Source organism: Chitinophaga sp. 180180018-3, assembly GCF_037893185.1.
Classification (GTDB): Bacteria; Bacteroidota; Bacteroidia; order Chitinophagales; family Chitinophagaceae; genus Chitinophaga.
In genome coordinates, this window is the sequence record NZ_CP140772.1 from 5,873,365 (window position 1) to 5,889,387 (window position 16,023).

Consider the following 16,023-nt stretch of genomic DNA (forward strand, 5'->3'; position numbering starts at 1 on the left):
TCCGCAGGGAGCAGATGTTAAATAACGATCATAAAAAGCTAAACGCTCACCAGTCGGGATAACTGCCTCACCCGCCAGCGTCGGTAATTTCGTAACGGGTAGCATTGGCGAGCGGTTCCACTGGCCGGCTGGTTTGTATGCCCCAATCGTAAGTAAAGCAGGCGCCAAAGTAAAAGATGAGTGAAGAATAGAACATAAACAGCAACAGCAGCACCATAGAGGCGGAAGCGCCGTAAATACTATTGATATTGCCATAGGAGAGCATCACCTTCAGGATCATCTTCCCGATATTAAACAGGATGCTGGTCACCAGTGCACCGGTTACTCCTACTTTCCAGCGGGGCCTGCCATCGGGCAGGAAGTGGAACACGAGGAAAAACCAGATCGTCACCACAATCACAGAGATGACATAATTCAATGCGCTGTTGTAGTAGATAGCCAGCGCCGGCAGATATTCGCCGATATACCTGCCGAGGAACATACGTGCCGTATCCGCCACCAGGTCCACGATAAACAATATCCCGGCAAAAACAATCACCAGTGCCCCCTTGAAGCGGGATACCATGATATGCCGGAAATTCTGCCGGCTGGCGGGCCGTACCTTCCACAGCTCATTCAGCGAGCCCTTGATGATTTTAAATAGTGTGGTAGCTACAAACAACAGGAAAATAAATCCTGCAATCGCCACGATCCAGTTCTGGGGAATGCTGCGGAAAGCCCTCAATGTATCCAGTATAGCATTGGTGGTTTCAACACCGAACATGCCTTCCAATTGTGTTCGTAACCTCCGTCCCGGATGATCGATACGGAAAATAATACGCAATAACTGGATCATGATAATGAGGATGGCCGGGAGTGCAAACGTGGTAAAGAAGGCGGTAGCACCCGCCATACGCAGCGGATCATTTGCCTGCAACCGCTTGAATGCTTCCTTGAAAGAAAGCAGAAATAATTGCCAGCGGGGCAGATGATGCTTTGTAACAGTTGGGACGCCTCTCATTGGTGGCCAAGTTAGCGATTTTGGAAGAATTAAGAATAAAGAAAGAAGAATTAAGAAGGAAAGCGCGATTCGCTACTATCTCCGCTTTCCTTCTTAATTCTTCTTTCTTTATTCTTAATTACTTCAACGCTACTTTCTGCACCGGACTGAACACCATATCTTCCACGCCCTGTATCTTCACGCCAATCCTTGCAAAAACGTAATCCTGGGCAGGAACGATGGTGGGGATATCTGTTTGAAGAGAGATGTGCGACGGGTCGGTGATGCTGCCACCGCTGAGATCGGCCCACTTCATTTTGAGGTTGCCATCGGTGAGCTGTACCCTGTTTACGTATAGTGATACCCGTTCGATAGGGCGCGCATCAGCGCCCTGGATAATCTGTTCGATCTGGCAGGTAGCCTGAATCCTGCCATTACCGGCGGTAAACTGTGGCTGCCGTATCATGTAATAGGGCATCACTTCGATGTCGAGTTTGGTATTGCCATGTAGTTTCAGCAACATGGTATCTGTATGAGTGGCTGCATCTTTGATGGTTTTGAACGGCCCCTGATTAGCGGGGATGATCAGCTGATAATCTGCATCAAAGAGCAGGGCTGAAAATGAACCATCCTGTGCTATGGCAACGTTGATGGGCGTTTTCTTACCCCAGCCCGATTCCCATAGTTCGAAGTACACATCCTGCTGACTAACATTGATTGCTTCTCCTTTATATACGATCCTTCCTGTGAAAGAAGCGCCCGGCGCCGGGTAATTATCTTTTTTACAGGAGGCAAATACCAGGCCTGCAAAGAGTATATACAGCATATTCCATTTCATAACGGGTATCTTTTATTGGTTAGGATTTTTTATGATAAGCGGGTTATTGTTACGGATCTCATCGCTGATCCAGGAATAGTAGTTTCCAAGCCGGAAGCGATGCGCTTCTGTAACCGGTGCTGGCAGCACTTTCCGGAAAACCCATTTACCGTTATTGGCGTTGCCGGGGTTATACACTTTATAAGGTACCAGGCCAAATACACGCGTGCCGGGCTCCGTGGCTTTTTCGGGATGCGTAGTAAGGTCGGTGGCATTACCATTCCAAACGATGTGTGCAAGGCGCCAGCGTTTCATATCCCAGAGCTCATGTCCTTCGAAAGCCAGTTCTACTTTTCTTTCATGTACTACACGATCGAATGTAATGTCGGCAGCATTGAGCGGGGTAGTGAATCCGGCTCTTGCCCTGACCTGGTTTATATAATTGGCGGCATCCTGTAACTGTCCCAGTTCAAATGCAGCTTCCGCTGCATTCAGCAGTACTTCGGCATAACGGTAACGGATCCACCATACTTCGCTCTGCGTACCGATGCGACCGGAAGCGGTGGCGGGGTCCATGAATTTGCGCACGAAGAATCCGGTTTGTGTACCCATTTCCAGGTCGCCCGCCGGGCCGTCGAATCCGGCAGCCACTACTTTTACTCCCGGAGAAATTTCGTACTGTCCTCCGAAAGTAGTAGCGGTTACAATGCTACCATCGGGTTTCAGCAGGCCTCCCCAGATATCTGTTTTCTTGCTTTTAAATTCGCTGCCCGGAAGTATAACGGTGCCGGCTAAACGCGCATCACGACCAGTGAATATATCCCCCGGATTGGTGAAGTAAATGTAGCTGCCGTCGGCGTTGGCAGTAACGAACGGCGCGAAGCTATTATCCAGCTTTTCGAAGGATTGCACGAGGTTCAGCGAAGGATTTAACCGGCCACCCTGTGCTTCTTCTGCGGAGCTGCGGGGAGAGTTTGCCAACGTCCAGCCCTGTACCTTACCGCTTTGCAGCTTGAAGTCTTTCGCGAAAATTACTTCAGGATTCCCTTTCTTATCGTAGAACAATGCAGCGAAGTTAGCAGACAGGTTGTCTGTTACTTTACTGTAGAGTGAGTATCCGCCTCCGGCGATCAATTCTTTCGCGGCCTGCAACGCAATACCATAGTATTCATTTGCCCTTGCAACCGGAATGCCTACTTCTCCTCCCGGCAAAGATACTTCAGGTGTGCTCACTCCATGCTTCGCGATGGAACCGGCATACAGTGCCGCCCTTGCTTTCATGGCCAGCGCCAGACCTTTGGTAGCCCTCGATTTCAGCGCCGGATCATCGGGCAGCAACGTTTTGATTTCATCCATCTCCTTAATAATAAAATCATAGATCTCCGCTTCTTTCGCCCTCGGGTGGCGCAGATAGCCGGGATCACCTTTATAGTCATATACCATCGGCTCCAGTATCAGCGGCACACCGCCCATTTTCTTCACCAATTCAAAATATGCTGATGCACGCAGGAAACGGGCTTCGCCCAAAAACTGGTTACGTACCGGTGCATCCAGCTTATCGGCCTTTGCACATTTGTCGATAAACAGGTTCAATTCACGCAGGTAACCATAGTTCCAGTCGCCCCAGTTACCAAAGTCGTAGTTTTGAAATTTATGGCGCCAGTACTGGCCGTATTCAGAGGCAAAGCCTTCGTCGAACGCAGTAAACTCAGACCAGTTTTCTATGGTCTGATAATCCGGATAACGATCATACAAATCTGCAACAACGGATAATACCAGTACCGGATCTTTCCACACCTGCTCATTCAGCAGGATATTGGTAGGCGGACGGTCCAGGTAATCGTTGTCCTTATTACAGGCCGCGCCACCGACAATCAGCAGCAACAATATATAGAGGAAACGCTGTTTCATAATACTTCATTTAATACTTAGAAAGTGAGATTAAAGCCTACATTCACAAGTTTGTTCTGTGGATATTGCAATCCGTTAGGATCAATAATTTCCGGTTCCACGCCCAGGTTATGCACATTATCAATGGAGAACAGGTTGTAGGTATTCACATACATGCGGATCTTTTTGATCTTAACCCTGTCGAGCCATTGCTGTGGTAAAGTATATCCCAGTTCCATTGTTCTCATACGCAGATAGGAAACATTGGTCACCCAGAAAGAGGAAGGCTTGTTATAATTGCTGTGTCCACCGTCATTAAAGCGCAGCGCCGGATATTTACCTGGTATCCATTTGCTGTTCAGGTCAAAAGGATCTTCCCGGTGCCATCTGTCGTCGTAGAACTGTTTGAGGAGGTTACCGCCATTCTGGAAAGGCCACTTCATTTCCCAATCCTGTGCATAGGTATACATGGAGCCACCGGAGAAATCGGCGGAGAAATCGATGCCGTTCCAGCGTACAGAAAGGTTCAGGCCATAGTTAACAGTAGGGTTATCGGAAGTCTGGTAACCGATGGGGCGTACATCGTAGTCGTTGATAATACCGTCGCCGTTTACATCTTTGTAAATAAAATCACCCGGGAGTAAGGTAGTGTTGCCTCTTCCATCAACATTTACTTTGTAGTTGTTGATCTCATCCTGCGACTTGAATTGCCCAATCACTTCGTAGCCCCAGTAAATGCCGTCCCAGCGTTGTTCGGCGGAAGTGCGGTAGTGATCCCAGGAGTTACCCCAGAGCGGTTTATAGGAAGCAAGCAGTTTTTTACGGGAATAAGAAAAGTTACCACCTACACTGAAATCAACCTTACCTGCTTTGCCGTTATAGGCTACTGATATTTCACCACCCATCTGAGCATCGCTTCTCACGTTTTCCTGCGGAAGCGTGTAGCCGATCTCGTTAGGAACGAGCACATCTTTCTTATCGCCTTTCAGACCGGTACGTTTACGGTAGAAGTAATCTACTGCACCGGAGATTTTTCCATTAAGCAGGGAGTAATCGATACCGATATCTGTGATACGGCTGACAAACCAGGAGAGGCGGTCGCTCGGAACGCCCTTATCCCTTGAGCCTCTGATCACATCTCCATCTTTTCCCAGTATTACGGTGGAGCTGCCATAAGTGTAGCCTGGTATGTAATCATATGCGCCGATACCGATATCGTCGTCACCCAGCTCACCATAGGAAGCGCGGAGCTTCAGATCGCTCAGCACGCTGCGCTGACCGATCAGGTTCCGGAAGAAATTCTCTTCTGTAATCCGCCAGCCGCCGGATATAGACGGGAAGAAACCCCATCTTTTGGAAGGCGAAAATTTCCAGGAACCATCGTATCTGCCGGCTATTTCCAGGTAATATTTATTGGCATAGCCATAGTTCAACCGGCCGATGTAGCCTATCCTGGCCTCCTGCCAGTCTGCATCGTTATAGGTATCCATATCTGCAAACTGTATCAGCGGCAGTGTATTATTTTTGGGTACCGCATGTACCCATACATCCAGCTCACGCCTGTTGATGCGTTCCGATACGAAAGTAGCGCCAATGTTATGTTTGCCGAATGTATTGTTATAGTTGATCTGTCCCTGCAGTACATTTTCCAGCACTTTGTGGTTACCGCGCTCCCTCCAGGGATTGGAGCTGCCCCCACGTTTGATATAGCTGCTGTCTTCCGGGCGGAAGTAGTAAGTATCGTACGTATATTCGTGCCCGTTCATCAGCTTATCTGCAAAATAATAGGAGTACATTCCTTTCACGGTGAGCCCTTTGACCGGAGTCTGATACTCGCCGTTGAAGTTGGTTTGCAGCACGCGCCAGTCTTCCGTCCAGTAGCCGGAAAGGGCTTTCGTTTGCAGTGCCCAGTTTTCGGTGTTGTGGCCTATATCGTTCGGATAGGCCGGATTGTCGTTGGCATAGGGCCGGTCGATAGGCCGGTTACGGAACAGGGCAAAGCGCGGCGCCCAGTAGTCATCGGCTCCCGGTACACCAGGGTTATCCCTTTCTTCAATACGACCGTTGATCTGCACGCCTACTTTCAGGCGTTTGGTGATCTTCGCATCTACATTCGACTGTATATTGGTACGATTGAAATCGAATTCCCTGCCCAGCACCGCTTTCTGATCGAGCCTGGTAACGGAAAGGTAGTAGTTGATATTCTCGGAACCGCCGGTGGCGTTTACATTGATGGAGTGCTGCGGCGCATTCTTCTTGATAATAAAATCATACCAGTCGAAGCTCTGGTAGCCTTTCTCGGTTCCTGCTTTCCACTTTTCCAGTTCCGCCTTTGTAATATCGGTATGCTTGTTAACATTCATTTCAGCATCGGCTTTACCCAGCATCCATTCGTAGGCATTCACTGTTTTAGGGAACCTCGACCAGTTTTGCCATCCCGTATATGCGTCAACGTTAATGGCGTTGCCGCTGCCGGTTTTACCGCGCTTGGTAGTTACCACCACTACGCCGTTTGCCGCTCTCACACCATAAATAGCGGCAGAAGCATCTTTCAGCACCGTAATGGATTCGATGTCGTTGGGTGAAATATTATTAAATTGTCCGGCATCTTTCTGTATCCCGTCGATCACATACAGGGGATTACCCATATTACGGATCTGGATGTTGGCACTGGCGCCGGGTCTGCCATCGGGCATACGGAAAGTAACGCCGGGGATTTTACCAGCCAGGGTAGAGCTGACGGTAGTGCCATGCACTCTTTCCAGATCCCTGGCAGTGACACCGGAAATGGCGCCGGTAACACTTTCTTTCTTCTGGGTACCATATCCCACTACTATCACTTCTCCCAAACCTTTGCTGTCGGTTTTCAGCTGTACATTGATCACCTGTTTACCGGCAACCGTTATTTCCTGTTTGAGGAAACCTATGAAAGTAAATATCAGCACTGCATTGTTATCTGGTACAGAGATGGAATAATTGCCTTTTCCGTCGGTGGAAGTGCCTTTATTGGAGCCTTTCAGGCTGATGGTTACCCCGGTGAGCGGGGTGCCTGTATCGTCGGTTACCTTACCGGTAACAACAATATCCGCCGGGGCTGCCTGTACAAAAAGGGCAGTGGAGAGCAGTAATGCCATGAGTAGCAGACATAGGCTACCCGGCATTACTTTCCACATAGAGTGGATACGTAATCGCATAATCATAACATGTTTTTTAGGAGTAATTGTTGGAGACTCAGTGTTACATAACTGTTATTATTCGGTTGTTCCTTGGTTGATATTACTACAGAAACCTATCGTTGCTACTTTACTACAGGAAATGCTACAATCCTTACTTTGGTGCACCCGTAAGGTACCAGGGTTATTTCTTCTTCCCTGTTGTCTACTTTGCCTTTATATACACCGTTCCTGTCGGTAACGGGTTGTTGTGCTACATCATCTGTGATTTTCCATTCAGGAATCTTTTTACCGGTGGCGGTGATAGCAATCGGGGCATGTTCCAGGTTCCACACAAAATCGTCGCCTACCGGCCGGAGTGTCTTTACTTTCAGGTGTTTGGCAGGATCCTGTACGATCCGCTCTACCAGCGCATAGTTCCAGGGATCCTTCGGGAATACGCTGAAATAGTCGCCTTCTGCTTCATCGTGGCCTTTCTCCCATTGCTCGGATAACTTCAACGCATATACGACCGGGCCCTTCTCCACTGCTCTTGAATTACGGCCCCAGTTCGACGTTTTCAGCGGCATGGGCAGCTGCAGCGTTAGCTGGTCGTTGTTATTCCAGGTACGCTGAATAGTGATTACCTGCCCGCCTTTTTCTGTGCGTAATTTTTCACCATTGAGCAATACTACGGCTTCATTACACCAGGCGGGGATATGCAGTTGCAGCGGAAAGCTCACTGCCTGCGCAGTCTGCAATACAAACTGTACCTGTTCTTCAAAAGGATACACTGTTTTTTCTGTGATGGTAACTGGTGTATTGTTTTTGCCAACTTTGGCAGTTACTTCATTAGGACTATAGGTAAGCGCTGCCAGTCCGTTCCCGGCAGTGCTGTACCACAGGTGGGACGCGAATTTGGTCCAGCCCTGGTGCATATTCGCAAGGCAGCAGGTATAACCACTGCGCATGCCCAGCACGTTATTCATTTCCCGGTCGAATGGTAATGAAAAGTTGAATACGCCGCGTTTGATATTTACCTGGTTGGCTACCTGGAAATATTGTTTGGCATTATAATCATCTGTGGTCTGTGTTGGCAGCGCGTTGAATGTCATGCGCTCCAGGGCATCCATATACTGTGGGTCTCCGGTGATGCCGATAATTTCCTCCAGAGAATACATGGCTTCCACCACGGCACACAACTCGGTTCCCTGTACGGGAGAGTTACCGTGGAGGTCTTCATCTGCCGAAAAAATCCCCATAGGCAACCCATGCAGGTGCATCAGATCTGCAAACCCCACCTGTAATTGCTGCAGGTATTGCTTATCGCCGGTACGCTGATATTTCACCACCGGGTCTTTCAGTCCCATAGCTACGTTTACACCATGGCGTGTTTGCCATTGCTCATCGTTTTGTTGTGCGGCTGCATTAATCACCCAGGTACGGTTACCCATCCACTCACTCCACGTAAAGGCCTGCGACTGCAGCAATGCCGATAGCTGCAGTAATTGCGGATCTTTGGTAATGCCGTACAACCATTGCGCTACCATCATATTTTCCGTTCCGCGGGCAGCGGCCCAGTCTGTCCATTTACCCAGCTGGCAGCTCTTCAGCGCCTGCAGCTGGTAATGAAAATACTTTGTCATAAATGGCAGCACGCGGGCATCGCCGGTAGCGGTATAGTACTGTTGCAGCACTTTCAGCATCACCATTTTCGGCCACCAGTCGTCCCCATCTGCTGCATTGCTCAGGCTGATGGTTTTATTCCCTTCCCGCTCCACTTTGGTGAGCGGTCCGAAATAACCGGAAGGTCGCTGGTGATCGAGCGTCCAGTTGATATAACGCAGCACTTTATCTTTCAGCTCCTTATCGTCCAGCAGGTAAGCCAATGGCACTGCTCCATCCAGCCAATAGGGTGTTTCTTCCCATCCGTCGCCTTTTCCGCCCAGCCAGCCATTGTCGTTCTTTACTTTGCCATATACCTCATCCAGATGTCCGGTGGTACCATTGCGCATGATCTGTAACTGGTGCCGGAGCCAACCCTGTGGCTTTACAGCTCCCAAAGGAAGAGGGGTGTATAACGGCTTCACGTAAGCGCCGGTAACCGGCGAATGCTGGGCATCCGCCGGCGTACCGCCCGCCAATAAAGAAGAAAGCAACAATAGATAACAAACCTTTCGCTTTATCATCATCATGGTTTTATGTTTACCAGGGCCGGGTTGTATAATTTTTCGTGTATGCGTTTCAGTTGTTCCACCGGCATTTTCTGCACTTTACGGTCGTAGGTCATCAGGCCGTTTATCTCTACTTCCACGTCGGTGGTTTGTGTATATACAGCAGCAGACAAGCCTGTTTTGATCAGTGTTTCCAGCCTGTCTACAAATCCGCTGTAACGTTTAAAAAGATCATCCGGAGTTTTAAAGCTCTGGTATCCCCAGTTGTTTTTTTGCTGCCATACATGGCCATCCACCGGCAAACCAAGACCGCCGAATTCGCCGAGTACGATGGCGCGTTTATCGCCGTATACTGCCGGATCAGGCATGGCAGGCTCCGGATAGTTGTGCAGATCTATGATATGGCCGATTGGGTAGAAATTACCACCACTGGCGGTGTTCACCAGCCTGGACGGATCTTTCTCCATGGTCCATTTTGCGATATCCATTGTCTTAAACTGGCCCCATGCCTCATTGAATGGCGTCCATACTACAATGGAAGGATAGTTATACAGGTGATCGATGATGGCATTCCATTCCTTACGGTAGTAGCCCTCTGATTCAGCAGAGCGGTCTTTATCCGTTGCATGATCTATCACGCCCGGGCGTTGCTCCCAGCCATTGCCCAGATCGCCGCTGGGCATATCCTGCCAAACCATAATGCCGAGCAGATCGCAGTAATAATACCAACGGGCCGGCTCTACTTTAATATGTTTCCTGATCATATTAAAGCCCATCGCTTTGGTTTGAACGATGTCAAATTTCAGTGCTTCATCTGTTGGCGCCGTATATAGTCCGTCGGGCCACCAGCCCTGATCCAGCGGGCCAAACTGGAATACGAAACGGTTGTTCAGCAACATGCGTTCAACGCCGTTGGTATCTTTTCCGATGGAAGATTTGCGCATGGCAAAGTAACTCTTCACTTCGTCGATCACTTTTCCTTTTCGTGTAACCGTTAACTTTAGATCATACAGGAAAGGCGCATCGGGCGACCACAATTTAGCGGAAGGTATTTTCAGCACTGCGTTTTCTCCGTCCACGCGGCCTTCTGCTACTTTTGTATTACCATCAAAAGCGGCTACATTGATCACATCACCAGCCTGTAGATTTTCTACACGGGGCGTAATGGTAATGCTCTGCTGATCTACATCCGGAGTTTGCTTAGTAGAAGCGATGTAAGTATCATTTACCGCTTCTGCCCAAACGGTTTGCCAGATACCGGTAACAGGTGTATACCAGATTCCTTCAGGTTTCTTTACCTGTTTTCCGCGTGGCTGAGGACCTTCATCTGTTGGATCCCAGACTCTCACGGTGATATCCTGCTTTCCTTTTTTCAGCAAAGAAGTAATATCCAGCGTAAACGGATCGAAACCACCTTCATGAGAACCGACTTCCTTCCCATTCACGTATACGGTAGTACGCCAGTCGGATGCGCCGAAATGCAACAGCAGCTTCTTTCCGGCGGGTAATGCTACGGTAGTGTTGTACCACAGCTCATTATCCTTCCCTACCATTTTGCCTACACCGGATAATGCTGATTCCACGGCAAATGGCACCAGTATTTTTCCATCCCAGGTAGCAGGCTTGTTTTCATTTTTCGGCCTGATGGCATAGTCCCACAGTCCATTCAGATTTTTCCAATTGCCGCGCACCAGCTGTGGACGGGGATACTCAGGTAATACAGCAGCAGGAGTTACTTTTTCACTCCACTGTGTAGTAATCTTACCACTTACAATTTTCCAATCCTGCTGTGCGCAGACGGTGTTCCATCCCAATCCCAGGGCCAGTACAAAAAACAGGTACTTTTTTCTCATATGTATACTATAGTGATGTTATTCTCCTGATGGCTTTTTCATCGGTGTATTGATCTTTACCGGATCACCGAAAGAAGGCCGTCCGTCGCTTTGCCAGCTAACAGGCTGTATACGCGGGTTTCTCGCATTTCCACAGCCCTGGCCGGCTTTCGAGTTAGCATGATAAATGATCCAGTCTTCCTTACCATCTGCTGATTTGAAAAAGCCATTATGTCCGGGTGCATAAGCGCCGTTCTCCGGCTTACCCTGCAATACAGGCTCGGGTGCTTTGGTCCAGCTGCCTGGATCCAACGGATTAGCATTCTTCTTTAATGTCATGATGCCCAGTGCATAGTGCTCTGTCCAGCAGCCGCTGGCAGAAAATATCAGAAATACTTCTCCTTTTGCATTCTTCAGGATTTCCGGCCCTTCGTTTACGCCGTTGTGCTCCCAGCTATATTGTGGTGCGGCAATTTCCACCCGTGGTGAAATGAGTGTCCAGGGGTCCTTCATGCGGGCAATATATAATCGCTGAATATTATCTTTCCCATTGTGACCACTCCAGATAAAATAATTCCTGCCTTTATGCTGAAATACAGTACCATCTATCGCAAAATAATCTGCTGCCGTATCACGGATGCGGCCCTTGTCGGTCCAGCTGCCGGTAGTAGGATCTTCCGCGGTATTTTCCATTACGAATGTATGCTGCGGATGCACGCTGTCCGACGATCCTGCCGTATAATACAGGTACCAGCGGCCATCGAGGCGATGTAACTCCGGCGCCCAGATATCCCTGGCATTGGGCCCTTTGCGGGGTGGCGTCCAGATCACCGTTTCAGGCGCTTTGCCCAGCTCCGACATAGCCCTGGTTTTACGCATCACCAGATTGTGCCCGGTGGTATGCATATAATAATACATTCCCTTATATTGGATGACCCAGGGATCGGGACCACTCCCCAGCAATGGATTTGTGAAGGTACCCGGGCTGCCCTCCTGTTGGGCAAAACAACTGCCAGCAAGTATAAAAAAGCTAAAACAAAGTAGCAGCCAACTTTTCATAACATGGATTTGCGGTTGATTAATTTAAGCGTAATTTAAACGCTTAAATAAGTGACTAAGTTAGTAGTTAGTTTTTTAGCAGGGTTACCGTTTTATCTCAATTTTTCGCTTATTTGTATCAAACATCTCATTTAAGATAAAAAGAATGCAACACAAACAAAAGAAACATTCCAGGCATCATCAATTCTTAATTCGCAATTCTTTATGAGATATGTGTGCCTATTGATACTGCTGCTTTGTAACACGCTCTGTGCCCAGGTTCCGGACTTCGTCCATTACCAGGTAGAAAACGGGTTGTCTAACAATGCGGTGATCTGCACCATGCAGGATAAACGTGGCTTTATGTGGATGGGAACACGATACGGACTGAACCGGTTTGATGGCTATACTTTTCGTGTGTTCCTCAGAACAGAGCAAGCCGGCAGCCTGGGCGGAAATTTCGTGATCAGTTTATATGAAGATGAAAATGGACAGATATACGCTGGCACCGACAATGGACTATATATTTATAATCCGCTGAATGAACAGTTCCGCCAGGTTAACAGCAAAAACGCAGGAGAGGTACGGACTATCACCGGCGATGGCAAAGGTAATATCTGGTGTTCCTGGGGCTGGCGTGTTTACCGCTACCAGCCTCGTACCGGCAGTATTGAAGAGATCTCCGGCTTTCAAAATGTTACCGCTGTTTGTATAGATGATCAGCAAAATGTATGGGCATCATCTGTTGACGGTAAAATTGCGAAGTATGATCCTGCAGCGAAAGTCTTTACATCATATCCTTTGAAAGACCAGTCCCGTTCAACGAAGTCAACCTGGGTGGAAAAAATAATACCCGCGGGTAAAGACAGTATCTGGGTTTGTACTACAAAACAAGGTGTGAAGCTGATCAATACACGTACACATACCAGTGAAAACTTTTTCCCTGCCGGCAACGACCAACAGGAAATATATGCGCGGGATATCGTGCGTCGTGGCAGCAACGAATATTGGATTGCCACGGAATCCGGCCTGTATATTTATCATCCGCAAAGCGGCGAGGTCGTTAACCTGAAGAAAAAATACGATGATCCCTATTCTATATCGGATAATGCCATCTATTGCCTCTTCAGGGATAAGGAAGGTGGCATGTGGGCAGGCACTTACTTCGGCGGTATTAATTATTACGCGCAGCCTTATACATCTTTCGAAAAATTTTTCCCGAAATCAGGCACTCCCAGCCTCAGTGGAAACGCCGTACGGGAAATACATCCCGACAGCCACGGGCACCTCTGGATTGGTACCGAGGATGGCGGCCTTACCAGGTTTACGCCTGCTACCAACGCCTTTACCAATTTCAAACCAGTACCGCCACCGGGTATCGGGCTCGCCTATACGAACCTGCACGGCCTGGAGGTAATGGGCGATTCGCTATGGATTGGCACCTTCGAACACGGGCTCGACGTGATGAACCTCCGCACTGAAAAATTTGTAGCACATTATGAAGATGGCAGTGAGCAGCATCAGCTGCACTCCAATTTCATTCACTATCTGCTGCGAACGAAAGCCGGAAAACTGATACTCTGCACTACACAGGGCATGTACGACTATGATCCATCCATCAACGGATTCAACCAGGTGAAAGATGTTCCGACAGGCATGTTCTATATCACGGCATACGAAGACCATGAAGGCACTATCTGGCTGGGAACTGTCAGAGACGGGCTCTATTATTATAACCCGCATAACGGAAAAAAAGGGAAATACCTGCACCAGCCGGATAATAAGCTAAGCCTGAGTAATAACCGGGTGAATGGTATTTATGAAGACAGCCGGCAGCAGTTATGGCTGGCTACCGACGATGGATTATGTATGCTGAACCGGCAAACCGGTACCTTCACTACATACGGTACCCATAATGGTTTCCTCAGCAACATGATGTTCAGCATACTGGAAGATAGCCGCCAGCAACTGTGGGTTACTACGTCGAAAGGGCTGGCCTGCTTCACTCCTGCTACCGGTAACGTGTTCGTATATACGAAAGCACATGGACTGCTGAACGATCAGTTCAATTACAGCTCCGCTTATAAAGACAGCAGCGGCAACATGTACTTCGGCAGTGTGAAAGGCATGATCCGTTTTAACCCGGCAACATTTGTCAATAATAATTACCAGCCTTCCATATATATCACCGGCTTCCAGGTATTGAACAAAGAAGCAGCAGTGGGCGACATCCTGAAGAAATCCATTTCGCTGACAGATACGATTACACTGGCGCATGATCAGTCGTCGTTCAGCATCGACTTTGCCGCGCTAAGCTACACCTCACCGGAGATGACTGCCTACGCTTATAAAATGGAAGGGCTCGACAAAGACTGGACCTATCTGAAAACCAATCGTAAGGCCTTCTTCACAAAACTATCTCCAGGCCATTACCGCTTTCTCGTTAAATCGGCCAATAGCGCCAACAACTGGAACCTGCAGCCACGGGAACTGTATATCACCATACTGCCGCCTTTCTGGGCCAGCTACCCGGCCTACGCCGTATATGCGATACTGTTATGCACCATTGTATTTCTGGCGCTGCGATGGTATCACCAGCGCGCGGAGCAAAAACAGAAACGGCAACTGGAAATACTGGAGCATGAAAAGGAAAAGGAAATATACCAGGCGAAGATCGAATTCTTCACGCACCTTGCACACGAAATACGTACGCCGCTAACCCTGATCAAAGGCCCGATGGAAAAGGTAATCCGCAAATCGGAAGAAGTGCCGCTGATCCAGAAAAACCTCCGCATCATGGAGCGTAATACCGACCGGCTGCTGGAGTTGACTAACCAACTGCTGGATTTTCGTAAAACAGAAATCAATGGCTTTAGCCTGAACTTCGTACATACTGACATTTCTGAACTGCTGAAGCTGAATCACCTGCGATTCACACCGGCAGCGGAACAGCAGCATATACGTTTTAAAATAGAATTGTCGTCCCTCCATTTTTTTGCGTATGTAGATGCTGAGGCAATGAACAAGATAATAGGCAACCTGATCAACAATGCCATCCGGTACGCCGCCACCAGGGCGTCTGTGCATTTGTTGCCTGTGAATGCACACGACAACACCTTTACCATTCTCGTAAAAAATGATGGAGAGCTGATTCCGATGGAAATGAAAGAGAAGATATTTGAGCCCTTTTTCAGGGCCAGGAGCACGCCCGATAAACCGGGAACAGGCATAGGACTGTCACTCTCGCGATCATTGACTATATTGCACAAGGGTAGTCTGGAACTGATAAACGGAGAAGCCGATATGAATGTATTTTCCCTAACCCTTCCTGTTCACCAGGATATAGAATTCAATCTGAGTAAATGGAAAACAAACCACTGATATTGCTGGTAGACGATAATGAAGAGATACTTTCATTTATTGCCGATGATCTGGAAGATAAGTACACGGTGATTACCGCGCAGAATGGGGCTGAAGCCTTGGAGTTGCTGCGGGACCAACCGGTACAACTCGTGATCAGTGATGTAATGATGCCTGTAATGGATGGTTTTGAGCTATGCCATATTATTAAATCCGGCTTTGAATCGAGCCATGTTCCTGTCATTTTGCTGACGGCCCGCAATACCCTTCAGTCAAAAATAGAAGGACTGGAACTCGGTGCAGATGCTTATGTGGAAAAACCATTCTCACCTGAATTCCTGCAGGCGCAGATCGCCAGTTTACTCAATAACCGTCATAAGGTAAAATCTTACTACGCCAACTCTCCGTTGGTACATCTCCGTAGTATTGCCCACACCAGTGCAGATGAACAGTTCCTGGAGAAACTACAGGAGCTGATCCATCAGCATCTTACCAATATAGATCTGGATGTGGAACAGCTCGCAGACCTGATGAATATGAGCAGGCCCACCTTCTACCGGAAAATAAAAGCCATATCAGATCTGACGCCTCATGAGCTGATCAACCTGGCGCGACTTAAGAAAGCAGCTACGTTGCTATCCACCGGCTCCTACAAAATCAACGAAGTAGCCGATATGTGCGGCTTTGCATCCCTGACTAATTTTGGAAAGAACTTTCAGAAACAATTCGGCATGCTGCCTTCCCGGTATGTAGCGCAAATTCAAAAACATTAAACTGATAT

General features: G+C 48.3%; 9 protein-coding genes. 2 read left to right on the forward strand and 7 right to left on the reverse strand.

Annotated features, from left to right (window positions below; translation table 11 throughout):
* Positions 1-67: 67 nt before the first annotated feature.
* The 7 genes from UNH61_RS22775 to UNH61_RS22805 form a co-directional block, all read right to left on the reverse strand.
* Positions 68-1,000 carry a YihY/virulence factor BrkB family protein gene (locus UNH61_RS22775; protein WP_326994314.1) on the reverse strand — a complete coding sequence of 311 codons (933 nt, stop codon included), beginning with the start codon at positions 998-1,000 and terminating at the stop codon, positions 68-70.
* A gap of 118 nt (positions 1,001-1,118) precedes the next feature.
* Complete coding sequence (locus UNH61_RS22780) at positions 1,119-1,817, reverse strand: DUF3823 domain-containing protein (RefSeq protein WP_326994315.1); 699 nt, start codon at positions 1,815-1,817, stop codon at positions 1,119-1,121.
* A gap of 12 nt (positions 1,818-1,829) precedes the next feature.
* The gene (locus UNH61_RS22785; RefSeq protein WP_326994316.1) at positions 1,830-3,707 is read right to left on the reverse strand and encodes a RagB/SusD family nutrient uptake outer membrane protein; all 1,878 of its coding nucleotides are present in this window, start codon (positions 3,705-3,707) and stop codon (positions 1,830-1,832) included.
* A 17-nt stretch (positions 3,708-3,724) separates the two neighbouring features.
* Positions 3,725-6,886 carry a TonB-dependent receptor gene (locus UNH61_RS22790; protein ID WP_326994317.1) on the reverse strand — a complete coding sequence of 1,054 codons (3,162 nt, stop codon included), beginning with the start codon at positions 6,884-6,886 and terminating at the stop codon, positions 3,725-3,727.
* Positions 6,887-6,984: 98 nt separating this feature from the next.
* Positions 6,985-9,033 carry a beta-L-arabinofuranosidase domain-containing protein gene (locus tag UNH61_RS22795; RefSeq protein ID WP_326994318.1) on the reverse strand — a complete coding sequence of 683 codons (2,049 nt, stop codon included), beginning with the start codon at positions 9,031-9,033 and terminating at the stop codon, positions 6,985-6,987.
* Entirely contained in the window at positions 9,030-10,865 is a 1,836-nt protein-coding gene (locus UNH61_RS22800; RefSeq protein WP_326994319.1) for a sugar-binding domain-containing protein, read from the reverse strand. Before UNH61_RS22800 ends, UNH61_RS22795 begins: the two co-directional genes overlap by 4 nt.
* An 18-nt stretch (positions 10,866-10,883) precedes the next feature.
* On the reverse strand, positions 10,884-11,903 hold the full coding sequence (locus tag UNH61_RS22805; RefSeq protein WP_326994320.1) for a glycoside hydrolase family 43 protein: 1,020 nt from the start codon (positions 11,901-11,903) through the stop codon (positions 10,884-10,886).
* A 204-nt stretch (positions 11,904-12,107) separates the two neighbouring features.
* On the opposite strand from UNH61_RS22805, the gene UNH61_RS22810 reads away from it, so the two are divergent.
* Both UNH61_RS22810 and UNH61_RS22815 read left to right on the forward strand, forming a co-directional pair.
* On the forward strand, positions 12,108-15,263 hold the full coding sequence (locus UNH61_RS22810) for a two-component regulator propeller domain-containing protein (RefSeq protein WP_326994321.1): 3,156 nt from the start codon (positions 12,108-12,110) through the stop codon (positions 15,261-15,263).
* Complete coding sequence (locus UNH61_RS22815) at positions 15,245-16,015, forward strand: response regulator (protein WP_326994322.1); 771 nt, start codon at positions 15,245-15,247, stop codon at positions 16,013-16,015. The genes UNH61_RS22810 and UNH61_RS22815 overlap by 19 nt, the downstream gene beginning before the upstream one ends.
* Positions 16,016-16,023: the final 8 nt, after the last annotated feature.